Below are 23,736 nucleotides of genomic sequence, written 5' to 3'. Positions count from 1 at the left end.
CGATCAGCCGCTCCAATACGTCGACGGAGACTTCTAATCGGACTTTCATCGGCGGTCAGTTCAAATGCTGACGAGTGTCAGCTACAGGTGTTGTCACCCAGCCCGCATTAAACATCAGGCCAATGGCATCATCAGGTTGAGGTAGACGATCAGCCAGCAAGGGTGTGCGCTGCTGCTCTCGCTGCAGTACGGCACAGACTTTCCCCAAATACTCACGCCGCAGAGCCAGATGGCCGCTCATCGCCAACCCCTTCGCCAGTGCACTCACGGCTTCCAGCAGACGATCAATATGGCGTTTTCCATCCTGCTCCGCGTGACCGGTAAAGCGCTCCACCTTCATTAAGGCCAGATCGAATGCACAACCGAAATACTGTACCGCCTGCGCAAGTTCACCCTCGGCGAGCGATGCCTTCCCCTGGCGCATCCAGCTAGACCAGATTGGCCCTGCAGCCTCTAAATGCTCACTCAGCTGAACCTTGTGTCTATGACATAGAAATTGATAATCCACAGTGCCTCCCGCAACCCCATTAACGATAATGATTATCATTTGCGATATTGCGGTACACTGTCAAGCCCCAGAAATCAGAAATGCTGACGTTAGACGTCTGTATTTTCCGTACCCTCTCCGGGGGTAAAGAAAAGACAAGTCGCAGCATCGGCGATATGTGCGGTGTGCCAGGTATTGCGCGGCACCAGTACAAAGCTTCCCGGCGAGTCCAGTACCACGCGTTGCTCTCCCTCGGTGGTTCTGACCACAAACTCAGCACTACCGCTAATAAGGCAGACGATTTCGTCTCCCTTTGGATGGCGCTCCCACGTCGGCCAATTCTCTGTGAAATGGTGCATGGCAATCAGCGTATGCCCCGCAAAGCCTGCATAATCTCGATCCAGCTTCTCATAAAGCCCCGAATCCAATGCCACAACATCACATGATTGGTTAGGCGTTAAAACTACCGCTGATTGATCAAAGTGATGTGATCGCATGACCTACCCTCACAATAAAGTTATTTTTTGGACCAAACCGGGTGGCGGCCCGCGCAGTACTGCCCTACGATAAAACCTTCGTCAAGGACGACGTATAACAACGAAAAATGTAAATGGAGAGTTTCATGGGCACTATTGTCATTATTCTGATCGTGTTGCTAGCCGGCATTATTTTTACTTTTGTAGCGCAATCATCCGCTGACCCCAAAACCAAACGCACATTTCATACCGTCAGCATTCTCTGTTATGTGGCAGCGTTGTTGACACTTGCCATGGCCAGTTATACCACGGTTCCCGCCGGTCACGTAAAAGTCGCCAGCCTGTTCGGAAAAGTACAACCTGTGCCGTTTGATGAAGGGCTGCACTTTCCGGTAAACCCACTGTATTCGTGGACAGAGTTTGACCTGCGCCAGAAAACGCATAAAGAGCGCGCGGGCGTACCATCAGAAGATAAATTGATCACCGAAATGGACGTTTCCGTTCAGTACCGAACTATTGGCAGTATGGCACCGGATATACTACGCAACACCGGCAAAACCCAAGACATAATCAACGTTCACATGATTCCCAAGCTGCGTTCCATTTTGCGTGAACAGGGTAAAGGTATTAAGCAAGCACAGGATTTCTTCCTAGAGTCCGTGCAGGCACAGCTTCAGGTTACCCTGCAAACCTCACTGAGCGAGTATTTAGCGCCCAAGGGATTGCAGGTTGAAACAGTGCTAATTCGCGATGTCGTGCTCCCTGCGGTCATTCGCAATGCCATAACCGAAACCAAAAAACGCGAGCAGGAAGTCTTGAAACAGCAAGCAGAGCTTGAACGGTTTGCCACCGAACAGAATCAAAAGGTAAAGCAGGCTGAATCTGAGCTGCAGGCTGCCAAGCTGGAAGCCGAGAAAATTCGTGCGTTAGCCGACGCCGAAGCCTATCAAATAGAGGTCATCAATAGACAGCTGGCGAAATCACCAAACTATATCCACCTGAAAGAAGTAGAACGCTGGAATGGCGTGCTACCCAAATACACCGGCAACAGCAGCGTACCCATTCTCGATCTGAGAAAGGAATAACAAAACCGGGGGGTTCCCCGGTTGGTTTTTGACCAGCTTTTTCTCGCAAAAGTGGATTCGCTAGCGAAAAAAATCAGGTTTGCGGTTTTCAAAGAAAGCCGCTGCCGCTTCCTCCACATCGCCACTCAGGCCATTGAGAATTTGATTGCGGTTTTCAAGTTGCATGGCGGCGTCAAGGCTACTGGCATCGAGGTTGGCCCACATCCCCTGCTTCGTGGAAACCAGCCCGTAGGGGCTGAAATCGCACATGGATTCCGCCAACGCCAGCGCCTCCTCCAACAATGCATCAGCCGCTTCGACACGGGTAACTAACCCCCAGGTTTCAGCCTGCGCGGCATCAACAACCCGAGCAGTAATCATCATATCGTGTGCGCGCGCTGCACCAATAAGTCGCGGCAATGTATAGCTAACGCCGATATCACAACCAGAGACGCCCAGGCGTATAAACTGGGTACAGAATTTTGCGTCAGCAGCGGCGATGCGCACATCACATGCCAATGCCAACCCCAGACCGCCGCCATAAGCATGACCATTGACGGCAGCAATTATCGGCTGCTGGATACGACGCAATTTAAGCACCAGCCCAGCCATATATTCCTGGGCTCGCATGCCCGCGCGCGGGCCAGAACCGATCTCGCCAACGGCTGCTGCCAACGACTCCGGGTTGGCCTGATCCATTAAATCCAGTCCAGCACAAAAGGATTGTCCTGCACCGGTGAGCACCACCACCCTGCAACGGTGGTTTCGGTCGATGTCGTCTAATGCCGCATAGAGATCTGTCGCCATCTGCCAGCTCAAGGCATTACGTGCGCCTGGCCGATTGAGCGTTACAAGGGCAATGTCCGGCTGCGGATAAGTCAGAGTAATGGTTGTCACAGTAATCTCCTACAGCACGCAGTAGCCGCCATCTGACAGTAAGGTTGAACCGGTGGTATAAGCCGACATGTCGCTGAGCAGATATAAAATAGGACCAAGAATTTCCTCGGTATCGGCAACACGCTGCTGCAGGCAGGCTTGTTTGGCCCCTTCCTCAAAACCCGGGATAGCCGCCGCGCTGCTGTCAAACAGATCCGAGTGATAGCTCCCCAAGGCCAGGGCATTCACCCGGATATTGTCCTTGGCCCATTCCGCAGCCATCACCTTGGTCAGGGCCTGCAGCGCCGATTTCATCGCGGCATAGAATCCCTGGTAGGCCGGCGGTTTGATTGCGGACACTGAGATGAGATTGATCACATTTCCGCCACCTACCTTTGCCATATGAGGTGCAGCCCGCGATGCAAGGTACCAGGGGCCCATCAGGTCAACATCAAACATTTTCTGAAACAGGGACGGAGCCAAATCAGTGAGCGGCCCCAATGCCGGGTTGATGCCCGCATTATTGATCACAATATCAATTCGACCGTAATGCTCCAGTGTTTTCGCGATCAGCGCATCAAGGCTACCAGTATCACCGACATGGGTGGCGACCGCTAGCGCCTGCCCTCCCTGCGCTTCAATCTGTTCACACACGGCCTGGCAGTTTTCCAGTTTACGGCTTGCCACCACAACATTAACGCCAGCTTTCGCCAGTCCCTCTGACATCGCCCGGCCCAAACCCCGGCTACCGCCGGTGATGATAGCGACCTTGCCTTCCAGTTCCGTAAATGTCATTTTGCGCCCCCGCTGCTGAATATTTCACCAGCATGCGTCTTTCTGACAGCACTTACTTTTACGGTTTTGTTAAGTGAAGTCTTTTATAAAGATGCCATCACCTGCGCGACGATCTCAAACGAACGAAGCCGTGCCTCATGATCAAAAATCTGCCCCGCAAAAATAATTTCGTTGGCGCCAGTGTCGTCTATAAACGCCTGCAGTTTTGCCGCTACGGTGTCGCGGTCGCCCACTGCAGAGCAGGCCATAATCTGCGATAGCAGGGCTTTGTCTGCCGGCCCCAGTGACTGATTGAATTCGGCGCTGGGGGGTTGCAATTTTCCAGGCTGGCCGCGGCGCAGATTTACGAAAGCCCGTCGCATGGAGCTGGCCAGATAATCAGCCTCGTTTGTAGTATCTGCGGCAATGACGTTAAATCCAGCCATTACATAGGGTTCGTCCAGAAATCGCGAAGGCGAAAATCGATGACGGTAGAGCTGCACAGCCTCATTGAGCTGGGCTGGCGCAAAATGTGAGGCAAACCCAAACGGCAGGCCCAATGAGGCCGCCAGTTGCGCTCCAAAGAGACTCGATCCAAGAATCCACACCGGTACCTTGCTACCAGCCCCTGGGGTGGCAACGACCGCCTGCCCAGGTTTGGGCTCGTCTAGAAACCCGAGCAATTCCACCACATCGCGGGGAAACTGGTTCACATCACCATCGAGATTTCTGCGCAAGGCATTCACCGTCATTTGATCGGTTCCCGGCGCCCGCCCAAGCCCAAGATCAATACGTCGCGGGTACAAGGCTTCCAGCGTTCCAAACTGCTCTGCGATAACCAGCGGCGCATGATTGGGCAGCATGATGCCCCCCGCTCCTACCCGAATGGATTGCGTGGCGGCTGCTACATGGCCGATCACCAACGAGGTCGCAGCGCTGGCGATTCCAGCAAAGTTATGATGTTCTGCCAACCAGAAGCGCGAGTAGCCCCACTTCTCGGCGTGTTGTGCCAGCGACACGGAATTCGCCAATGCATCGGCGATACCACCACCTTCACGAATTGAACACAGATCGAGCATGGCATAACGGGTCATGATTCATCCTTATGAGACACTTGTTGCCGACAGAGACGGATAGCCGGGCACTATTGTCGGTGATTTTTTGTACCTACTCCACTTAGCCTGCCCCGCCCTCTCACACGGCGCCACTGTCATGCGCGATTTCATCTGATAAACTCTCAATCCGAACGGAGTCTAGACGGCTAAGGATCAGCCACCCAAGATTGTAACGGGCCGATTCAGCCGTCTTGCAGGGCGTACCGCTGACATACTCTGGCCCTCGGTGTGGAGCCAGCCTCTGAATGATACGGCGTGTCATTTCGTTTTACGTTTTTATATTTCTAAACAGCAACCTTCTAGCAAACCCATGCACTAACGAGCTGCCAAAATCCTTTGGGCATGTTCGGGTAGATAGCATCGTGGGGGTTTACGACGGCGACACCATTCGCGTGCGGATAGACAACTGGCCACCCATCATTGGCGAGGCCATCGGTGTGCGTATTAATGGAATAGACACGCCGGAAATTCGCGGTAAGTGCCCAGAAGAGAAAGCACTCGCCCGCGAGGCGCGGGCCTTCACCCGCGACGCAGTGACAGCGGCCAAAGCGGTAGAGCTACGTAACCTACAGCGCGATAAATATTTTCGACTTCTGGCCGACGTGTGTGTAGATGGACAGGCACTTTCTTCTTTACTGATTTCTAATAACCTTGCCTATCCTTATGAAGGCGGTCGCAAACAATCCTGGTGCGACCGCCGCTAATGTCCCCTATCAGTTATCGGATGGCCCGGCCAGTGCTTCCAATACTTCAACAAAATGCGCCGGATCGATAGTTTCTGGAGGCTGCTCAGCGTAAGTAGCCACAGCCGCACGTTGGCGAGCATTAAACTCGGCGATGGTTCCACCTTCACCACCGGGCGCCGGATTAATGACGGGGGGTTTTCGGTGCAAAGTTTCCTGTTCATAGTCGTACGCAATACCTATGCCCGTTCCTTCATCAAACTGGCGAACAAAGATTTCCATCCCGCGCGGCACGCCCACAGATTCGTCAAAGCCGACCGGAACAACAATCGAGCCCATCTGCGTGGTGGAGCCAAAGTCACAGGTGCGACCGCCAGTTGGGCCGGGCGAAAGTATCAGGGCATCTACCCGGATCGCGTTCCCTGAAGCATCCACTACCGGATTGCCACTGGCGTCGGTTATGGCGTCCATGACACCTGTAACATAGTCGCGCATATCACGAATCGCCTGTAATTGCGTATCTGTCGGTGCCAGATCAGGGCTGTCCGATGCAGTCAGCGCGACCAACCCAGCGGTTCGCGGCCCAACCCGACCAGTTTCGAGAATGCCGTCGATACCCGCACAATCACCCCGGTCGTTGGTATCCGTCGCGCGCGCACTCGAAAGACAGCGGCGCGGGCTCGAGCCACCTTCGGCCTCAAAGCCAACAAAATACTGGTTCATATCGTAGTGTCGGGAGCCGGCAGACAAGCTGGCAAAGTCGGGCAAATACACGTCGTACACTGTCGCCCCCATCGCTTCAAGTTTCGCAACAGCAGCAGCTATCAGCTCACCCTGCACGCCAGTGCCAGCCGCACTCGTGCTTCCGCCCAGATCCCTAACCACACCGATATTGCGCCCTGCCACTCCGTATACGGCTCTATCGAGAAATTGCGTGTAATCACCGGGACGGTCAGTTTCCGGATACCATGCCGCTTTTGGGTCTCTGGAATCGTAGGTCGCCATCGCACTGAGCATTAACGCCGCGTCGGTAACCGTTCGTGTCATCGGACCGCCGGTATCGCGCTCATGAGACAGAGGGTAAATTCCGTGCTGGGAAATCACACCAAGGCTGGGCCGAATACCCACCAACCCATTGACCGAAGAAGGGTGTCGAATTGATTGGCAGGTGTCAGACCCGGTTCCTCCGAGTGCAAAATTGGCAGCAATGGAAGCGCCAGTACCCGACGATGAACCTGCGGGGCTTTCAAGTGTGTTGTAGGGATTTCTGACCTGAATCGCTCGGGCGGAAAAACCCGTGGTGAAATAGGCGAACTCATCCTGATTTGCTTTGCCAAGAATTACTGCGCCAGCCTGTCGCAGACCGTCCACGGAGTGGGCATCTACACCAGCTTGGTGCCCCAACATAGAATACGAGCCCTGTGTTGTCGGATAATCAAAGGTGTCGTAGTTATCCTTCAACAACACCGGCATACAATGCAGAAAACGATCGCCAATACCTCGGTCCCGCTCGTACATGGCATCTAGCACAGCAGCCTGTTCCAGTGCGTTTGGCATGATCGCCAACACACCCAAAATAGGGAGACCACCATTTTGTTGTGGTGTATCGTTATAAGCTAGTATTCGGTCGATATACATCTGCGTGATATCAACACAGGTTAACGCCTCGCCATTCTCAGCGACCATCTCTCCGGCAAGCACCGCATGCACATCAGCCATCGTGGCCTCAACCAGCGCAAACTCCCGCTGATCGCTAATGCCGTTGTTATTTTCGTCAACAAAGGGCTCCTCTTCTGTTTCAGTATCTTCTACATCGGTACCGTTTGAACCAGAATCTTCCGACCCCGAGCCTGCAGAAGAAGAGGATGCAGGGGACGACGAGGAAGAACTACTGCCACTGTTACAGCCAACCAGAAACATCGTGATCGATGCCAAAAACAGAACCAAAAACCGCATGAAAATCACTCCTGTGCACCCGCGTTCCGCCAATCCGACGGTACGTTGCAGTGCATTACTTAACGAATGTCTTTCCACATCCCTACCAACGGCAAATCCTTTACCCTGAAAGACAACCAGAGGTAGCAGCAAGATTGATGCCATCGGCTATTACTGGGCTAACTGGGGTGTTTTCAAGCCTAGTCGCCCCAAGTTGGCGCAGGCGGTGCGTCGCAATCACCCAACAACATGCATTACGCACTAACGTCGCAAGCGCAAGATGGGCAAACAAATAGTGAAGGCGGCTACAGGTCGCGAGGCCTGAATTTAGGGAATTAGACGGGGGCGTTTTGGTCGCGGAAATTCGACAAGTTTGGGGCTGCGCTCCATCTATCAAAGCGCTGAAGAAGTATTACGATAACTAAAGGGCCGTTACTCGCCTTGGGTTTTGCCCATCACGTTATTGAGATGTTCGGCCAGATCAGGGATCGTTTGAGCCAGTAATTCTAAACGGCCCTGCTTTTCATCGTCGTCGATCATACCCGGTACGAAACTCCACACCGGGTCAGCAAGATCACCAAAACCCATTTGCCAATTCGGGAAAAGCTTTTCATCAACTTCGCTATCGACAAGTACTTGTACCTGCTCATGGCGCGTATCAGCACGCAAGGTGGCAAGAAGGTTCTCTATCGCTTCTGCAGGGCCTTCCAGCACCTGAAGAAAATAGCCGCGGTCGTGTAGCAGTATCCCGCTAATATCGTCCATGGCATTGAACGAGCGGGCGTCATGGAGAATTTTCATTAAGGTGTCGTGATCCATAGCCTGCGTAGCTCGGCTGCAGTACACAACGCGACGAATAGAATGCTGATCAACTGTCATGAGGCCCCCTGCTTATAATAACAACTTTAAAACAGGTAGAAGCAAATTCCCAACACCTGATTTTATATTACCCAAAGCTGTTTTTCTCTGGACTTGTGTTAGCCATCCAACCCCCGAGAAACCCTCGGCAGCTCCGATCACTGCTGCGGTTGCGGCTGAGAAGAAATATTCAACAGCGCCGGATAAGCACCATCCCCGTTAATGGGGCAGAGCCGCAGAGCCTAGAGCCCCTTCGCGAAAACCACGACTGGCAGTCGAATTATTGTGTGATTGGTGCCCGGAGCCGGAATCGAACCGGCACGCCAGCAATAGGCGGGAGATTTTAAGTCTCCTGTGTCTACCAATTCCACCATCCGGGCAGACAGGGCGATAGAAATGAGGGCAGGATGCTACAGCAGCCCTAACGTCAGATCAAGAACTTGGCCCGCTCAGTTTTATTACCGCAGGTTTTAGGGTTCCCATGTAAATCTGACACGCAGACACAAAGGTATCCACCAAACGTATTTACTGAGCAAAGAAGCAAAAACCGTTCTTTTTGAGAACCGACTTCGTTGACACCCCGACTTCTTGCTGTAGAGAACAGCGGTCGGCTTACATGTCACTGTCGGGAGAGAAATGGAGGCGCGGGTCGGAATCGAACCGGCGTACACGGAGTTGCAGTCCGCTGCATAACCACTCTGCCACCGCGCCTGTAATCTTTCTGTCTGCAACCGAGCTAAGCACACAGGTTCTGCAACCCTCGTTTTTAACTCGTCGCAGGCGCTCGAGTTGCAGTCCGCTACCTAATCAGTCTGCTACTGCGCCCTTTAAACCCCTCACGACAAGGAGCTTGGAGCGGGAAACCGGGTTCGAACCGGCGACCTCAACCTTGGCAAGGTTGCGCTCTACCAACTGAGCTATTCCCGCATGCTTTGGCCTTTCGGCCAGCCTACAGAGCCACGCTTGGCGCCCTGATCAGCGAAGGCGGTTATTCTATTCACTGGGGGCTGTGAGTCAAGCGATGAACCGCAATTGGTTGAAAATAAAGGAACGTTACGGCTTTTCCGGGCGAAGATCAGGCCATGCGGCACGCAGATATACAATCATTGACCACAGAGTGAGCAGGGCCGCCACATAGAGCGCAATCATATTGATCGTATACAACACACCGTCCCGACTGTCCTGAAACAGCAATAGCCCGATGATCGCAATAATCTGCGCCGTGGTTTTCAACTTGCCGATATACGACACGGCGACGCTGGTGCGCTTACCCAGCTCCGCCATCCACTCTCTCAGCGCAGAAATCACGATTTCGCGGCCAATGATCACTACCGCTGGCAGCGTGAACCACCAAGCATCGTAGGCTTCAATCAGCAACGCCAGTGCTATCGCCACCATCAGTTTATCCGCCACCGGGTCGAGGAATGCCCCCAGCGGCGTAAACTGGCCCAGCTTGCGCGCAAAATACCCGTCCGCCCAGTCAGTAATGCCGGCGATGGAAAAAACCAGCGCCGTGTAAAACGCTCGGTACTCCAGCGGCAGATAAAACAGCACAACAAATACCGGGATGAGGAAAATCCGGAACAGCGTTAAAAGATTGGGAATATTCATGAATGATCCGACTGCGTAGTCCCCCCATTTTAGGGAGCTTTAGCCCGAGAAGCTACTGAAGTACTCGTGTTACTCGCTTCGCAGGCTGTCATAGATGGTTTGGGCGATTTTGGCACTGATACCTGGCACCCGCTGTAAATCCTCAATACTGGCTGAGCGTATGCCCTGCAAGCCCCCAAACTGGCGCAGCAGCTCCTTGCGACGCTTGGCGCCAACACCCGGAATGCTATCTAGCGTGGACTGCCGTCGCTTTTTGTCGCGACGGTTTTTATGTGCGGTAATGGCAAAGCGATGGGACTCATCTCGGATATGCTGTATCAGGTGGAGCGCCGGGCTATTGCCAGGCAACCTCAGCTCCTCACCGGTATCGCCACGTATCAGCACCTCCAAGCCCGCCTTGCGGTCACTACCTTTGGCCACACCGAGCAACAACATATCCGGCAGATTCATTTCTTCCAGAACATTTTTTGCCGCCCCGAGCTGCCCTTTACCACCATCGATAAGCAAGATATCGGGCACCGGGAACTCCCCCGCCGCTACCCGCTTGTAGCGCCGCGTGAGCGCCTGCGCCATGGCCGCGTAATCATCCCCTGCGGTTATGCCATCGATATTGAACTGCCGATAGTCAGACTTTAACGGCCCGCTGCCGTCAAAAACCACACAGGAGGCCACAGTGGATTCGCCCTGGCTGTGGCTGATATCAAAGCACTCGAGGCGCTGAGGCATCTCTTCCAACGATAAGGCGGCCTGCAGAGCCTCGTAGCGCGCTGTGGTATTGGCCTGGGTCGCCAACCGGGTGCCCAGATTCTGTTCTGCGGCGGTTTCCGCGAGGCTGAGCCACTTGGCCCGTGCGGCGCGTACGTTCAGCGAGATGTTGAGTTTCTGCCCCTTAGCTTCAGTAAGGGCGCTGGCCAGCAATGCAGCATCTGGCAGAGGCCGGTTTACTACCAGCTCCCGGGGCATGTCGCGATTACTGGCCAGATAATACTGTGCAATAAACGCTTCGAGCACTTCACCCTCGGTTTCTTCCAACTGCAGCTTAGGGTAATAACTGCGACTCCCGAGAATGCGGCCGGCCCTAACGTAAAGCAGCTGCACACAGGCCTGCCCGGCGCGAATAACGGCGGCAACAATATCCATATCGCCAGCTTCACCCTCGATCCACTGACTTGCCTGCACCTTCTGCAACTGCGATATCTGGTCGCGATACTGGGCCGCTTGCTCAAACTCAAGCTGCTCGGCCGCAGCTTCCATTTGATCCGCCAGCTCTTCGATCACCGAGGCATTTTTGCCTTCCAGAAACATCATGGTATGACGGACGTCTTCGCCGTACGCATCCTTGCTGATTTTATTGACACACGGTCCGGTACAACGGTTTATCTGGTACTGCAAACAGGGGCGACTGCGGTTGGCAAAGTAGCTGTCTTCACACTGCCTCACCCGGAACACTTTCTGTAACAAATTCAGGCTTTCGCGCACCGCCGAGGCACTGGGATAGGGCCCGAAATAGCGCCCGTCCGCAGCTTTGGCGCCGCGATGAACGCTGATTCGCGGATAGTCATGCTGGGTAGACACATAAATATGAGGATAGGATTTATCGTCCCGCAACAGGATGTTATACGGCGGCTTGTACTGCTTGATGAGGTTCTGCTCCAGCAGCAGCGCCTCACCTTCGGTCGCTGTTACTGTCACATCAATATGCGCAATGCGCTGCACCAGCGCCATAGTCTTGGCCGCCAGCCCTGAAGCCCTAAAATAACTCGCCAGCCGGCTACGCAGGTTTTTAGCCTTGCCAATATAGAGAATGTCCCGCTCGGCATCCTGCATCACATAGACGCCGGCTTTGCGAGTAACATTTTTCAGAAAATTTTCGTGGTCGAAGGAGGTACTGCTCATGTGCCGTGGCAGGTCAGGATGTCGTGGGCAACTCTACCACACCGTGCCGCAATGCCAACCACGCCAACTCTACATCGCTGTTCACGTTAAGCTTCTCAAAAATACGATAACGGTAGGTATTCACCGTTTTTGTACTGATATTGAGCACCCGCGAAATGCTGGCCACTTTTTCACAATTCACCAGCATCAGTGAAATTTCCAGCTCCCGCCGCGACAGGGAATCAAACGGTGACGACTTTTCACCCAGGCTATGCAGCGCCATGTTGCCCGCGGCTTCCGGACTGATATAGCACCCTCCCCGCAGTACGGTCTTAATCGCTTTGACTATATCGTCAAAGCTGGAACCCTTGGTGACATAACCACTGGCACCGGCTTTCAAAAACTGGGACGGGTAAGGTTCGTCAGAATACACACTTAGGCCAATAACCTTGGTACTCGGACAGGTCTGCACAATGCGACGGGTGGCGCCAAGACCGCCCAAGCCCGGCATCTGGTGATCCATAAGCACAATATCCGGGCGGTATTGCTTCGCCCCTTCAATTGCCTCCTCACCCGTTCTTGCGGTGGCGACAATCTGGTAGCTTTGCTCGGCTTCCAGCATCTTTTCGACACCAAAACGAACCAATTCGTGATCGTCAGCCAACAGGATACTGACCATGCTCGATACTCCTGCATCGCCGTTTCATCCCTGCCGGCGCTTGCCACTGTCCCTGTGTTTGTAGTTGTCGCCGCTACCAGCCCGCGTATAACCGGTGCAGCCGTCGGGGGACGTTAAACCAGAACCTGGCGAAAGGTCAGGTTGATACGGCCACTTGTCAGCCGTTTGTCCGCTGGAATACCGTGCAGCCATTCACGCTGAAAACGGTCCGCCATTACCAGCAGCGATCCCCCGCTTAACACTATTTCTCGTTTAATCTTGTTATTATCGCGCCGCTTTATCACGAAACGGCGATCACTACCCAGACTGACTGACGCTATTACCGGGTTTTCACCCAGTTCGCGCTCGTCATCAGCATGAAAGCCCATGGTATCAAGTCCATTTCGATACCAATTGAGTAACACGGTATTAAATCGTGTCCCAAGCAGACTGTCGATACGATTTTTCATCAAGTGTAACGTTGGGCTCCAACCGCTGGCCTCATGGCGCAGGCCCGAATACCGGTAACTTACCCCTTCATCGCCCTGAAAAGCCGTCAATCGTGGCACTTTGTGCCGTTTTCCGTAGAGATTGACTTCCGGCTGTTCCCAAGTCACCTCTCGCACCAGCTGTTCGTACCAAGACTGGTGGTCACTCAAAAAGGTCCTCTGTATACCAAGCCTGCTCTGCCCCAATGCTATCCATTGCATGGCGGATTCTTCGGCAAACAGATCTGACATCGGACTAACCGTAGACTCTGGGCTCGATGTCCAGCTCTACGCCGAAACGTTCGCTTACCGATTCTGTTATGGCCCGAGCCAGAGCTAACACCTGTTGGCCTGCAACTCGCCCCGGATTAATCAGCACCAGCGCCTGCTCGTGATAGGTACCCAAACCGGAGAGATCGCCCTCGCCCCTATAGCCTTTCCAACCCGCCTGCTCCAATAACCAACCTGCCGCGAGCTTAACTCCTGACGCGACTGGCCAGGCCGGCATCGCAGGATGCGCATTGCGCAGCCGCTCATAGCAGGCCTGATCAACAATAGGGTTTTTGAAAAAACTGCCGGCATTGGGCAGCGTATCCGGCGCCGGCAGTTTTCTGGCGCGCACGCGACGTACCGCCTGCGCAACAGCCTCCGGTGTTGGCGTTTCATCGGCCAGCTCGGCCATCAGGGCAGGATAACTGGTTTCCGGCTGCGCTATTTTCGAAAGCCGCAACTCAACCGCCGTTATCACAAAGCGATCCTTGAGCGTATGTTTGAAGATACTGTCTCGATAGGCGAGTTCACAAGCCTCACGCTCCAGTCGCCGCATCGTCCCCGCTTCAATATCGTAGCCGACCACTGCTTTTAGCACCGAGCTGAGTTCCACCCCATAGGCGCCGATATTCTGGATGGGCGCCGCGCCCACATTGCCGGGAATGGCGCTCAGGTTTTCCAGGCCATACCAACCCTGATCCAAACTGAATCGAACAAAATCATCCCAATTTTCGCCCGCAGCCACCTGAACCGTTACCGCGTCAGCGCGTTCTTCCAAAATCTCCGAGCCCCGTAGATTCAGTTGAATGACTAACCCGGGGAAATCGCTAGCCAGCACGATATTACTGCCACCACCCAAGACCATGCGTTCCAGATCCTGCTGGCGGGAATAATCGACGGCTTCCTGAAGGGCGCCCAACGAATCAACCGCCACTAGGTAGCGGGCTCGCGCTGGCACCGCAAGTGTATTAAAGGGCTGCAGTGAAACGGCCTGCTGAAGTTTCAAGAAGACGTCTCTTGGATATGCCGGATAAGCCCCAGAGAGGCATCCTCTACCAGGTCAAACACGTATTCAAAGCCCTCGTCACCGCCGTAATAGGGATCAGGAACTTCACGTTCAGTAAAGCGTGTAGCAAATTCCAGGAAAAGCCTGACCGTCGCGGTATGCCCTGCCGGCTCCAACGCCAGCATATCCTTCAGGTTGCTATTGTCCATCGCCAGCACATAGTCGAAGCGGGCAAAATCATCTCGGGTAAACTGCCGGGCGCGCAAATGAGTCATATCGATGCCACGGGTTTTGGCCGTGGCCGTTGCCCGCTTGTCCGGCGAATGACCAATATGCCAATCTCCCGTGCCGGCTGAATCCACCATTATTTGCGACGATAATCCACGCTGTTGCACCATGTGCTCAAAGACAGCATGAGCCGTTGGGGAACGGCAGATATTACCCAGACAAACAAACAGTACCCGGGTCACTGACCACCCCCAGCCTGCGTATTCCCAACAACCTCACGCACAGCATCAAGGTCGGCCTGGGTGTCCACACCACCGGGAATGGCGGCACTGGCAGCATCGACATGAATACGCACACCATTTTCCATGGCCCGCAGCTGCTCCAGTTTTTCAGCCGCTTCCAGCTGCCCCATGGGCCAATTGACGAAATCGTTAAGCAAACTTACCCGGTACGCATAAATGCCAATATGACGCCAAAACGGAATATCGGCGGGCAGATTGTCTGGTGCGGCTGCAAATTCGTCCCGCGCCCACGGCACGCAGGCACGGCTAAAATACAGGGCGAAACCATCTACCGCTCTGGCTATTTTTACCACGTTGGGATTTTGTAGGGCGGCCAGCGTTTCGATAGGCTCTGCCAGTGTTGCCATTCTGGCCTGAGGATGAGCCGCTAAATTGGCGGCCACCTGATCGATCACTGCAGGCGGAATCAATGGTTCGTCGCCCTGCACATTGACCACAATCTCGTCGTCAGCCATTGCCATCACACTGGCAACTTCCTGTAGCCGGTCCGTACCCGATTGATGCGCTTCACTGGTCATGCACACCTGGGCACCGAACTCCTGACAGGCGCTGAATACCCGCTCATCGTCGGTTGCCACAATGACTCGACTAGCACCGCTCATGCTCGCTCTCTCCCAAACGTGCTGGATCATTGACTTACCTCCAATATCCAGCAGTGGTTTGCCCGGCAGGCGAGTGGAAGCAAAACGGGCGGGAATGATGACGCTAAAACTCATCAACGAGCTTCCTCTGTTAAAGTTTTCAACTGTTTATCAAGGCCAACAAAGAACTCCGCAGGCAACGCGGCGGTCACAGGCAGCATCCAGAAATTGTCGCGGGCGAAAGACTGACATTTTACCGCATCTTTTTCGGTCATCACGACCGGTAGCGGCTCTTTAAACTTAAAATCCTGGGCGGTAAACGCATGGTGATCGGAAAAGCGGTGCTGCACAGGCCGCATCCCAAGCTCGACGAGGGTGGTAAAAAAACGTTTGGGGTTGCCGATACCGGCAACCGCGTGAACATGCACAGGAAAATCGTCAGCCCCGCGCTTTTCACCAGTCACGAGATTGACCAACTTACCAGGTTCCAAGCGCATAACATGACCACTGCGCCCCCACTGCTCAGTGGTTTCACCATTGACCACCAAAAGGTCAGCTGTGGCCAGTCGACTGGGAGGCTCACGCAGCGGACCAACGGGCAAGCAATGGCCATTACCCATACCGCGCATGCCATCGACCACAATAATTTCTACATCCCGCTGTAAGGCGTAATGCTGCAAGCCGTCGTCACTGACCACAATATCACAGCCAAAATCACTCTCTATGCGAGCCAACGCCGCGACGCGATCCGGCCCAACGACCACCGGGCACTGTGCAGTGCGCGCTATCAGCAGGGGTTCATCACCCACTTCCCTGGCCGATGAAGTGTCAGTGATCGCACAGGGATATTCCGGCGCCTCGCCACCATAGCCCCGCGAGATAACGCCCGGCTTGTAGCCCTGCGATTGAAGCCAGCGTACAACCGCGATCACCAGGGGTGTTTTGCCTGTTCCACCAACGCTGATATTGCCCACCACGATGACCGGCGTCAGCTGGGGTATGGATTTTTTAATCAACCAGCGTTTGCGCAGCGCCGAAAGAAGGCGATACAGCAACTCCAGCGGCCACAGTAACAGCAGGCCAACGGCGCGTTTGCGATACCAGGCACGTTCAATGCGGGCGGCCAGATTCATTACTCAGACTTGGGTTCTCGTGTTGTCAGACTCAGCGCCGTGAAGCCCAGTTGACCCGCAGCATCCATGGCGGTAATCACTGACTGGTGCGGCGCTTTCGCATCAGCTGTTATGACCACCGGTGTATCGGAGGGCTCTCCGGCGATGTCGCTGATTGCGGCCATCAAGCCTTTCAGCGTTGGTGTGGTTACCGACAGGTCGTTAACCATGTACTGCCCCTGTGCATCCACCACGATTTCCAGTACCGCCACTTCCTGTGGAGCGGGATCACCACTGGCTTCAGGCAACTCCAGCGTCAACCGACTCTCTTTGGTAAAGGTTGTGGACACCATAAAGAAAATCAGCAACAGAAAAACCACATCAATCAGTGGAGTCAGGTTGACCGAGACTTCCTCCAGTTTTTGACGCTTGAAATTCACGACTTGCTGCCCTTCGAGGCCACCAGATGCATGTGGTTGACCAGCTTGATGGTTTCCTGTTCCAGTTCCACCACAATACTGTCAATCCGGCGCACATAGTAGCGGTGCATCATCAGTGCCGGGATCGCCACACTCAGCCCAGAGGCTGTGGTTATCAGCGCCTCGGAGATACCTCCCGCCAGAACACTGGCGTTACCCGTGCCCTGCAGCATGATTTCGGAAAACACCCGAATCATACCGATCACAGTACCGAGCAAACCCAATAACGGGGTAATCGCGGCGATCGTGCCCAGCGCGTTGAGATACTTCTCAAGGCGATGAATTACATGAGAGGCGGCATCTTCAATGCTTTCTTTCATCACCTCCCGGCCGTGCCGGGCGTTGGCCAGCCCCGCTGCGAGAATCTCGCCCAGTGCTGAGGACTGCCGCAAACGACGCAGCTTTTCCGCGTCCATCTGATTGTTTTTCAACCAGTCGGATACCTGAGGAAAAGTGTTGGGCGGTGCGATTTTTTTCGGGTTAAGCTCGATCCAGCGCTCTATGCAGATTGCCAGCGCTGCAGCAGAACACAATAGAATGGGCAGCATCAGCCAGCCGCCAGCTTTTACCATCTCGAACACGGTACAACCTCTTATTCTGGTTTGATCGCATTATACGTACTCTGAGCCTTGAAGCGACAGGCGAAAGCCGGCTATTGCCAGTAAAAGCGGTGCCCGTCACGCCAGGCTGACACCTTCTCCACGCCTCGCTCCCCAATAAGCATACTAACCCGCCCTGCCTCGGCAGTGGTCAGTTGCATACTGCCGGCCATCTGATAGCGTCGCTGCACTGCAGGCGCCGGGTGTCCGAAATGGTGTTTGTAGCCAGCAGAAAACACCACCCATGCCGGGCGCAACTGCGTAACGAAAGCCACTGACGATGAGGTTTTACTACCGTGGTGCGGCGCTACCAATACGCTGATATCGCTGGGCATGGTAGGCAACAGCAAGCTCTCTACCTTTGCCTCGATATCGCCCGGCACGAGCGCAATGCCCTCACCACTGCGCACCAGCAAAACACAGGATTGATTATTAGAATCATTGTTTGCCAAAACCGCCTTAGATTGCGGGTGCAGGAACTGAAAATCGACGCCATCCCAGCGCCACCTCTGCCCTGCTAAGCAGGGACGACTTTCCGGCAGCGACTCACCCGCATACAGGACCGCACCGGGATAAGCCGCACGCACAATGGAATAGGCCCCGGCATGATCATTGTCGTTGTGGCTGACCACCAGTACATCCACTTTCCGTACCTGTTCAGCACGCAACACCGGTAACACCGCAACCTCGGCCAGATTGAAATCTGGTCCGAAGGCTGGCCCGACATCGTATACCAGCACATGATTGCGAGTTTTTATTAGCACCGACAGTCCCTGCCCGACATCCAGTACCTGCAGTTCAAACTGACCTGCGGCCAGGGCCGGATTTTCCACAGGCTCTAGCCAACGCGCCGCGAGCGGCACACACAGTAGCAAAGCCAGATAGCGCGCTGGCACCGCGCGAGGTAGCAACAGCAGCATAACCAGCAAGACGATAACCAGTAGCGACAACGCATCCGGCCAATAGTTCACAGCAACAAAATCGAGGCGGCCGACCACGGCGGTAAGCGCATTCATAAACAGCGCAAGCAGTGCGTCCGCAAGGCTCCACAGCCACTGGGCGAGCGAAGCAGAGACTAGCTCAAAACACAGTGCCAACAGAATCAACGGGACAATCACCGCACTGAACAGCGGCACAGCAATCAGGTTAACTGGAAAGCTTAGCGGCGAAAAAAAGTCGAAGAACACCAGCCCCAGCGGCATCAACCCAATCAACAGCATCCACTGGGCGCGCACGATTGAGCGCCAGCGGTGCTCACGCTCGAAAACCAGCAGTAAAATAGCCACCGCGATAAACGACAACCAAAACCCTGGCGTCAGGCTCGCCATAGGTTGCACCATCAACACCACCAGCAGCGCACAGGCCCAGCACGTCCAGCGCCCCACTTTCCGAGCCAGCAATACCGAACCCACCATTATCAGGCACATCAACCACGCGCGCTGAGTGGGTATGCTGAACCCGGCAAGCCACGCGTAAAGCAAACCGGTGAACAACGCCAGTAATGCTGGCAGCGGCATGCTGCCGGACAACCAGCGTGACAAGGCCAACGTAAGCAGGCGTCCGAGGAAATAGCCAAGCCCAGCCGCAATACCAATATGCAACCCGGAAATCGCCATTAAATGGGAAAGCCCGGTTTGCCGAAATAACGTCCACTGCTGATCGGTAATCCCCTGCCGTTCACCGACCGCCAATGCCATCAATATTGCGCCCTGGGCTCGCGACTGCAGTTGCTCCCGTAAATACCGCACCACGTCGTCGCGCACCGACACCTGTTGGCCCAACAGGGTTGCCTGCCTGACATAACCGGACGCATGGATACCTCGACTGACCAACCAGCGCGCGTAGTCAAAACCACCGGGATTGGCAAAGCTACGGGGACGCTTCAGGCGAACCGTCATCCGCCAGCGCTGGCCAGCCTCCACCAACTGCGAAGAACGGTAGCTTAAACGCAGTTGCCGGGCCTCACAGCAGGTCAACGACTGCCACTGCTCAACTCGAACGGTAAATCGCCAGCGGCCGCCATGATGCGGCGAATAGCTTGGCTCACCCACCACAATCCCAACCAGTTGAAGATCACTACCTTCATAGGCCGCTGGCAAAATCCGGGCTTCGAGTGCTAGCCCACTGACCGTACCGTAGATCAACCCGACACTGACCCAAACCACAACAACAGCCAGACGTCGAGCGCCAGTCCGGCACAACACAAGCGGAACCGTCAGCGCAACCAGCAACAGTGATAGAGGAAGAAGTTTCGGGAACCACGCGACCGCGGCAATGCCGCCCGCGCAGGCAATCATCCGTGATGCCATAGCCATCCATGGTGGTTATAGGGTTTCTAAATAGGCATAATAACGCCCGTCGTGCCGGGAATATCCCCGCCAGCGAACCTAACGCAATCAGCGCATCAGCATTATGCCCCGCAAAATTTTTCAACGATACATGCCACATCCCGACAAGGTGCGTCATCACCCGTCCGTAAAGTGGCTGGGGCCCATGATTCACGAACCGAACTTGTGGCACCTGAATAGGCGATCTGTGTCGCTGGCGTTTTTTATTGGCGTGTTTACCGCCTTTGTGCCGCTGCCCGGGCAGATGGTGATTGCAGCGTTGGCAGCGATCGTAATACGCGCCAACCTGCCGCTAGCTGTAAGCCTGGTCTGGATAACCAATCCGGTCACCATGCCTGCCTTCTTTTATCTCGCCTACAAACTCGGCACTGTGCTACTGGATATCAAACCCAGCCCCTTCAGTTTCGAGCTGAGCTGGCACTGGGTGCAATTTGAGCTGGTCTATAAATGGAAACCCTTAGTGGTCGGCTGCACGATCATGGGTATGTTTTTTGGGCTGCTGAGCGCCGCAACCATTCACACCCTTTGGCGCATCCACACCATCCGGCGCTGGCGCAAGCGCAAACGCGACCGGGCAAACCGCAAATAACGGTTATCGGTAGCTGAGCACTTCGGCTGGTTGCACTCTCGACGCGCGCCAGGCCGGGTACAGCGTCGCCAACAGGCAAATGGCGTAGGACACGCCACACACCAGCCACCAGTCTGCCCAGCGCAGGTCCGACGGCAAATAGCTGATGGGATACACGTCGCTATGCAAAAACTGCATACCCAACGCAGCTTCCAGTGCCGCCACCATTTCGGTAATCCAACTGGCTGCCAGCGCGCCCAAAGCCCCACCGATGGCGACGCCGATCAGTCCTATTACCGCACCGTAAAGCAAAAAGGTTTTGATGATCTGGGATGGTGCGGCGCCCTGACTGCGCAGTATCGCAATATCCCCTTCTTTTTCGTGAACCACCATGACGAGCGTGGACACAATATTGAATACGGCTACGGCCACCACGGCCAGCAACATGATCACTACAAGGTTACGCGACATCTGAATGGCGTGATAAAGATTGCCGAGCTTGCTGCTCCAATCTGAAAACCGATAGTGGAAACCCAGGGTATTGCGCAACTCCCAGGCTATTGCCCGTGCTGCGAACACATCATGCACGGTAATACGTAATCCGATAGACTCCGCGGGTGCCAGGCTACGGGCCGCGTAAAGATCGAGCAGCACCAGCCGCTGATCGATTTCAGTACCCGAATTGAGGAGCTGTGTTACTTCAACCCGCTGGAAACGTACGTTTTGCGAGCTTTCAGGGCTTGCCGGAAGCACCACATTTACTTTATCTCCAACGTCTACACCGAGATTATCTGCCAGCGCGCGCCCCAGAATGATCGCGGGATACTCTCCGCCCGCTTTTAACGCGTCCAGATCAACAAAGCGCGCCAGACCGGAAGCGCCCTTTTCCATCTCGGCGTCAACACCATAGATCAATGCAGGCTCCATGCTTCGCCCTTTCGCTAGCATGGCCTGCAATTCAATATACGGCGCTACCGCCGCAACACCGGGCTGACGTTGAGCCGTGCTGGCGAGTTCCTGCCAGTCTTCTGTGTTTGACCAGGGAATGATGGTGATGTGAGGCACCAGCGACAGAATGCGCTCGCGCATTTCCCGGTCAAAGCCATTCATCACCGACAGCACAACAATCAGTAAGGCAACGCCCAGCACCAATCCCGCAGTGGAAAGACGCGACAAAAACGCGAGCAGATGGTCAGCATTGCGATCAAGACTGTAACGAATTCCAATAAAGCGCCACACGATATCAGCGCTCCCGCGACAATCGACCGTGGTCGATCCGGTAAACCGTTCCCATTTTCTGGGCCATCGTTAGGTCATGCGTCACAATCACAAAACTGGTGTTAACCGAGGCATTCAGTTCAAGCAGCAGCGCCTGAACTGACGCTGCATTATCGGCATCCAGGTTACCCGTGGGTTCATCCATCAACACGCAACCGGGTTCTCCCACTAAGGCCCGCGCAATCGCCACACGCTGCCGTTCGCCGCCTGAGAGCGCTGCCGGACGGTGTTTCAAGCGCTGGGACAGGCCCACACGTTCGAGTAGCGGCGCGGCTTTCGCTTGTGCCTCACGCATGCTCATGCCCCGTATTAACAGTGGCATGGCCACGTTTTCCAAAGCGCTGAATTCTGGCAATAGATGGTGAAACTGATAGACAAAACCCAGTGCGCGATTACGCAGTGCAGAACGCGCCTTTTCCGACAATTCTGCTATCGGTTCGCCCATCACATGAACCTGTCCAGACGTTGGTTTATCTAAACCACCGAGCAACTGCAACAAAGTCGTTTTGCCTGAACCGGACTGCCCGACAATCGCCAGCAGCTCGCCGGGCGCTACCGTCAAGTCCACGCCATCAAGCACGCGCACCAGCTCAGGCCCCTGCTTAAATTCCTTGTGCAGCTCACGACAGGTCAGCACGTTCACGGTTGAATCCCCAGTTTTTTCATTCATAGCGAAAATTACTCATAACGCAGCGCTTCAGCGGGCTGAATGCGCGCCGACTGCCAGGCCGGATAAAGCGTCGCCAACAAGCTCAGCACAAAAGCCGCAATAACAATGCCGGTAAAATCTACCCAGCGGAATTCAGAGGGAATTGCGCTGATAAAGTAGACATCCGGGTTAAAGACCTTGATCCCTGCAAAGGATTCCAGCCAGCCGATAATCTCCGACACATTCATCGCCAACGGTACCCCCAGCAGGCCGCCAAGACTGATACCCAACAAGGCTGTCATCAATCCATAACAGAGAAAAATACCAATGACCATTCCCGGTGTTGCACCCATTGTGCGTAACACGGCTACGGCCGTGCGCCGCTGTGAAACCGCCATTGTTAAGATAGAAATGATATTGAAGGCAGCAATCACCACAATAAAAAACAAAAGCAAGCGGATCATCTTCTTTTCCATTTTCACCGCTTGAAAAAGACTGCCCTGTGTTTCGGCCCAGGAACGTGTTTGTGTGCCGTCTGGCATCTGCCCTGACAACGCAGCCAAGCGCTGTGGCGCAGCAAACAGGTCGTCAAACTCGACCCGCAGGCCATTCACTGCATTCCCCAAACGCAGCAGGCGCTGCCCATCTCGAAGGTGTACGAACGCGGTATTGCCGTCGATATCGGCACCTGCACTGAATAAACCAACGACCTGCAAGACTTTTTCACGAGGATAGATGCCCAGCGGGGTGACCGTGACCATTGGCAATACCGCCGTAACATTATCGCCTACGGTCACCTGTAGATGCCTGGCGAGAATATCACCTAACAGAATTTCAAAGTCGGGATTTTCCAGATATCGCCCTGCCACCAGCTGATCATGTATGGCCGACACCGCTGTCTCTGCCTGCGGATCAATTCCCAACAGTTCGATACCGCGCAGACGATCGCCGCGCATCAACATCGCGGCGGTTCCGACATACGGCGACACACCAACAATGCCCGCCTGCTTACGAAGTTGAGCTGCCAGCGACTGCCAGTCATCAAGACGGCGCTCAGGGCCATCGACAAAACCATGAGGCACCAGCGACAGCACCCGGCCACGAAGCTCTGCCTCGAACCCGTTCATAACGGACATCACCACGATCAGCGAGGTAATACCCACCGCCATGCCCAGCAGTGATATCCAGGATACCAGGGAGAGAAAGCGGTCTCGGCGCCGAGAGAAAAAGTAGCGTAAGCCGATCCGTAGGGAATAAAGCAGAGAAGAAGTCTGGGCCATTGGCGCGTGATCGTGTATTTGGCTTATAGTAGTTTGCAAAGAGTGCTGCAAGAGTGCCGCCCATCATACGCGAACTTCAGGGGCAGCAGAACCAATGCCCGAAAAACCGGCATTCACTCAATGATTACTGGAGGCT

General features: G+C 54.7%; 24 protein-coding genes and 3 tRNA genes. 3 read left to right on the top strand and 24 right to left on the bottom strand.

Annotated features, from left to right (window positions below; translation table 11 throughout):
- Nucleotides 1-55 precede the first annotated feature (55 nt).
- Entirely contained in the window at nt 56-508 is a 453-nt protein-coding gene (locus tag AC222A_RS04825) for a hypothetical protein (protein WP_372759406.1), read from the bottom strand.
- An 89-nt stretch (nt 509-597) separates the two neighbouring features.
- Nucleotides 598-921, bottom strand: a complete 324-nt coding sequence (locus AC222A_RS04820) for a cupin domain-containing protein (protein WP_372747735.1) — start codon at nt 919-921, stop codon at nt 598-600.
- A gap of 188 nt (nt 922-1,109) precedes the next feature.
- Here AC222A_RS04820 and AC222A_RS04815 point away from each other — a divergent pair, with 188 nt between their 5' ends.
- Nucleotides 1,110-2,048, top strand: a complete 939-nt coding sequence (locus tag AC222A_RS04815) for an SPFH domain-containing protein (protein ID WP_372747736.1) — start codon at nt 1,110-1,112, stop codon at nt 2,046-2,048.
- 60 nt (nt 2,049-2,108) lie between these two features.
- Here AC222A_RS04815 and AC222A_RS04810 read toward each other — a convergent pair whose 3' ends face one another.
- The 3 genes from AC222A_RS04810 to AC222A_RS04800 form a co-directional block, all read right to left on the bottom strand.
- The gene (locus tag AC222A_RS04810; RefSeq protein ID WP_372747737.1) at nt 2,109-2,924 is read right to left on the bottom strand and encodes an enoyl-CoA hydratase/isomerase family protein; all 816 of its coding nucleotides are present in this window, start codon (nt 2,922-2,924) and stop codon (nt 2,109-2,111) included.
- 9 nt (nt 2,925-2,933) lie between these two features.
- Nucleotides 2,934-3,698 (bottom strand): SDR family NAD(P)-dependent oxidoreductase, encoded by a 765-nt coding sequence (locus tag AC222A_RS04805; protein ID WP_372747738.1) that lies wholly within the window; start codon nt 3,696-3,698, stop codon nt 2,934-2,936.
- A gap of 83 nt (nt 3,699-3,781) precedes the next feature.
- On the bottom strand, nt 3,782-4,771 hold the full coding sequence (locus AC222A_RS04800; protein ID WP_372747739.1) for an LLM class flavin-dependent oxidoreductase: 990 nt from the start codon (nt 4,769-4,771) through the stop codon (nt 3,782-3,784).
- A 266-nt stretch (nt 4,772-5,037) separates the two neighbouring features.
- Here AC222A_RS04800 and AC222A_RS04795 point away from each other — a divergent pair, with 266 nt between their 5' ends.
- Complete coding sequence (locus AC222A_RS04795) at nt 5,038-5,496, top strand: thermonuclease family protein (protein ID WP_372764324.1); 459 nt, start codon at nt 5,038-5,040, stop codon at nt 5,494-5,496.
- A gap of 9 nt (nt 5,497-5,505) precedes the next feature.
- Here the strand turns inward: AC222A_RS04795 and AC222A_RS04790 are convergent, their stop codons facing one another.
- The 16 genes from AC222A_RS04790 to AC222A_RS04715 form a co-directional block, all read right to left on the bottom strand.
- A complete protein-coding gene (locus tag AC222A_RS04790) occupies nt 5,506-7,431 on the bottom strand; it encodes an amidase (protein WP_486774684.1) in 1,926 nt (641 codons plus the stop codon).
- Between the two features lie 411 nt (nt 7,432-7,842).
- Nucleotides 7,843-8,289 carry a BLUF domain-containing protein gene (locus AC222A_RS04785; RefSeq protein WP_372748946.1) on the bottom strand — a complete coding sequence of 149 codons (447 nt, stop codon included), beginning with the start codon at nt 8,287-8,289 and terminating at the stop codon, nt 7,843-7,845.
- 271 nt (nt 8,290-8,560) lie between these two features.
- Nucleotides 8,561-8,648 (bottom strand) — tRNA-Leu (locus AC222A_RS04780).
- A 257-nt stretch (nt 8,649-8,905) separates the two neighbouring features.
- Nucleotides 8,906-8,979, bottom strand: a tRNA-Cys gene (locus AC222A_RS04775).
- Between the two features lie 140 nt (nt 8,980-9,119).
- Nucleotides 9,120-9,195 (bottom strand) — tRNA-Gly (locus AC222A_RS04770).
- Nucleotides 9,196-9,321: 126 nt separating this feature from the next.
- On the bottom strand, nt 9,322-9,879 hold the full coding sequence (gene pgsA / locus AC222A_RS04765; protein WP_372748945.1) for a CDP-diacylglycerol--glycerol-3-phosphate 3-phosphatidyltransferase: 558 nt from the start codon (nt 9,877-9,879) through the stop codon (nt 9,322-9,324).
- A 69-nt stretch (nt 9,880-9,948) separates the two neighbouring features.
- Complete coding sequence (gene uvrC / locus AC222A_RS04760; protein WP_372783644.1) at nt 9,949-11,775, bottom strand: excinuclease ABC subunit UvrC; 1,827 nt, start codon at nt 11,773-11,775, stop codon at nt 9,949-9,951.
- Nucleotides 11,776-11,788: 13 nt separating this feature from the next.
- Nucleotides 11,789-12,433 (bottom strand): response regulator, encoded by a 645-nt coding sequence (locus AC222A_RS04755; RefSeq protein WP_372748943.1) that lies wholly within the window; start codon nt 12,431-12,433, stop codon nt 11,789-11,791.
- A gap of 113 nt (nt 12,434-12,546) precedes the next feature.
- Nucleotides 12,547-13,152 (bottom strand): alpha-ketoglutarate-dependent dioxygenase AlkB family protein, encoded by a 606-nt coding sequence (locus AC222A_RS04750; RefSeq protein ID WP_372748942.1) that lies wholly within the window; start codon nt 13,150-13,152, stop codon nt 12,547-12,549.
- A gap of 4 nt (nt 13,153-13,156) precedes the next feature.
- Complete coding sequence (murB, locus tag AC222A_RS04745) at nt 13,157-14,176, bottom strand: UDP-N-acetylmuramate dehydrogenase (RefSeq protein ID WP_372797997.1); 1,020 nt, start codon at nt 14,174-14,176, stop codon at nt 13,157-13,159.
- Nucleotides 14,173-14,646 (bottom strand): low molecular weight protein-tyrosine-phosphatase, encoded by a 474-nt coding sequence (locus tag AC222A_RS04740; RefSeq protein ID WP_372758581.1) that lies wholly within the window; start codon nt 14,644-14,646, stop codon nt 14,173-14,175. Before AC222A_RS04740 ends, murB begins: the two co-directional genes overlap by 4 nt.
- Entirely contained in the window at nt 14,643-15,422 is a 780-nt protein-coding gene (kdsB, locus tag AC222A_RS04735) for a 3-deoxy-manno-octulosonate cytidylyltransferase (protein ID WP_372758580.1), read from the bottom strand. The genes AC222A_RS04740 and kdsB overlap by 4 nt, the downstream gene beginning before the upstream one ends.
- Nucleotides 15,422-16,420, bottom strand: a complete 999-nt coding sequence (lpxK, locus tag AC222A_RS04730; RefSeq protein ID WP_372749812.1) for a tetraacyldisaccharide 4'-kinase — start codon at nt 16,418-16,420, stop codon at nt 15,422-15,424. The genes kdsB and lpxK overlap by 1 nt, the downstream gene beginning before the upstream one ends.
- The gene (locus AC222A_RS04725) at nt 16,420-16,839 is read right to left on the bottom strand and encodes an ExbD/TolR family protein (protein WP_372749813.1); all 420 of its coding nucleotides are present in this window, start codon (nt 16,837-16,839) and stop codon (nt 16,420-16,422) included. Before AC222A_RS04725 ends, lpxK begins: the two co-directional genes overlap by 1 nt.
- On the bottom strand, nt 16,836-17,459 hold the full coding sequence (locus AC222A_RS04720; RefSeq protein WP_372749814.1) for a MotA/TolQ/ExbB proton channel family protein: 624 nt from the start codon (nt 17,457-17,459) through the stop codon (nt 16,836-16,838). Before AC222A_RS04720 ends, AC222A_RS04725 begins: the two co-directional genes overlap by 4 nt.
- 71 nt (nt 17,460-17,530) lie before the next feature.
- Nucleotides 17,531-19,786 carry a DNA internalization-related competence protein ComEC/Rec2 gene (locus AC222A_RS04715; RefSeq protein ID WP_486774683.1) on the bottom strand — a complete coding sequence of 752 codons (2,256 nt, stop codon included), beginning with the start codon at nt 19,784-19,786 and terminating at the stop codon, nt 17,531-17,533.
- Between the two features lie 103 nt (nt 19,787-19,889).
- Here AC222A_RS04715 and AC222A_RS04710 point away from each other — a divergent pair, with 103 nt between their 5' ends.
- Complete coding sequence (locus AC222A_RS04710; protein WP_372748931.1) at nt 19,890-20,414, top strand: DUF2062 domain-containing protein; 525 nt, start codon at nt 19,890-19,892, stop codon at nt 20,412-20,414.
- 3 nt (nt 20,415-20,417) lie between these two features.
- On the opposite strand, the gene AC222A_RS04705 is transcribed toward AC222A_RS04710, so the two are convergent.
- The 3 genes from AC222A_RS04705 to AC222A_RS04695 are packed head-to-tail and all read right to left on the bottom strand — an operon-like array spanning nt 20,418 to nt 23,600.
- Entirely contained in the window at nt 20,418-21,632 is a 1,215-nt protein-coding gene (locus tag AC222A_RS04705; RefSeq protein WP_486774682.1) for a lipoprotein-releasing ABC transporter permease subunit, read from the bottom strand.
- Nucleotides 21,633-21,636: 4 nt separating this feature from the next.
- A complete protein-coding gene (gene lolD, locus AC222A_RS04700; RefSeq protein WP_372748929.1) occupies nt 21,637-22,341 on the bottom strand; it encodes a lipoprotein-releasing ABC transporter ATP-binding protein LolD in 705 nt (234 codons plus the stop codon).
- An 8-nt stretch (nt 22,342-22,349) separates the two neighbouring features.
- Nucleotides 22,350-23,600, bottom strand: a complete 1,251-nt coding sequence (locus AC222A_RS04695; RefSeq protein WP_372748928.1) for a lipoprotein-releasing ABC transporter permease subunit — start codon at nt 23,598-23,600, stop codon at nt 22,350-22,352.
- Between the last annotated feature and the right edge of the window lie 136 nt (nt 23,601-23,736).

Source organism: Litorivivens sp., from assembly GCF_057445395.1.
The sequence above is the reverse complement of the archived record's forward strand: the minus strand, read 5'-3'. Positions and strand labels throughout refer to the sequence as shown.

Excerpts from the sequence above, each read along its gene's own strand:
- AC222A_RS04815 (WP_372747736.1), top strand. The coding sequence starts at position 1,110 with ATGGGCACTATTGTCATTATTCTGATCGTGTTGCTAGCCGGCATTATT.
- AC222A_RS04805 (WP_372747738.1), bottom strand. The coding sequence starts at position 3,698 with ATGACATTTACGGAACTGGAAGGCAAGGTCGCTATCATCACCGGCGGT.
- AC222A_RS04800 (WP_372747739.1), bottom strand. The coding sequence starts at position 4,771 with ATGACCCGTTATGCCATGCTCGATCTGTGTTCAATTCGTGAAGGTGGT.
- AC222A_RS04795 (WP_372764324.1), top strand. The coding sequence starts at position 5,038 with ATGATACGGCGTGTCATTTCGTTTTACGTTTTTATATTTCTAAACAGC.
- AC222A_RS04790 (WP_486774684.1), bottom strand. The coding sequence starts at position 7,431 with ATGCGGTTTTTGGTTCTGTTTTTGGCATCGATCACGATGTTTCTGGTT.
- AC222A_RS04785 (WP_372748946.1), bottom strand. The coding sequence starts at position 8,289 with ATGACAGTTGATCAGCATTCTATTCGTCGCGTTGTGTACTGCAGCCGA.
- pgsA (WP_372748945.1), bottom strand. The coding sequence starts at position 9,879 with ATGAATATTCCCAATCTTTTAACGCTGTTCCGGATTTTCCTCATCCCG.
- uvrC (WP_372783644.1), bottom strand. The coding sequence starts at position 11,775 with ATGAGCAGTACCTCCTTCGACCACGAAAATTTTCTGAAAAATGTTACT.
- AC222A_RS04755 (WP_372748943.1), bottom strand. The coding sequence starts at position 12,433 with ATGGTCAGTATCCTGTTGGCTGACGATCACGAATTGGTTCGTTTTGGT.
- AC222A_RS04750 (WP_372748942.1), bottom strand. The coding sequence starts at position 13,152 with ATGTCAGATCTGTTTGCCGAAGAATCCGCCATGCAATGGATAGCATTG.
- kdsB (WP_372758580.1), bottom strand. The coding sequence starts at position 15,422 with ATGAGTTTTAGCGTCATCATTCCCGCCCGTTTTGCTTCCACTCGCCTG.
- lpxK (WP_372749812.1), bottom strand. The coding sequence starts at position 16,420 with ATGAATCTGGCCGCCCGCATTGAACGTGCCTGGTATCGCAAACGCGCC.
- AC222A_RS04715 (WP_486774683.1), bottom strand. The coding sequence starts at position 19,786 with ATGGCATCACGGATGATTGCCTGCGCGGGCGGCATTGCCGCGGTCGCG.
- AC222A_RS04710 (WP_372748931.1), top strand. The coding sequence starts at position 19,890 with ATGCCCCGCAAAATTTTTCAACGATACATGCCACATCCCGACAAGGTG.
- lolD (WP_372748929.1), bottom strand. The coding sequence starts at position 22,341 with ATGAATGAAAAAACTGGGGATTCAACCGTGAACGTGCTGACCTGTCGT.
- AC222A_RS04695 (WP_372748928.1), bottom strand. The coding sequence starts at position 23,600 with ATGGCCCAGACTTCTTCTCTGCTTTATTCCCTACGGATCGGCTTACGC.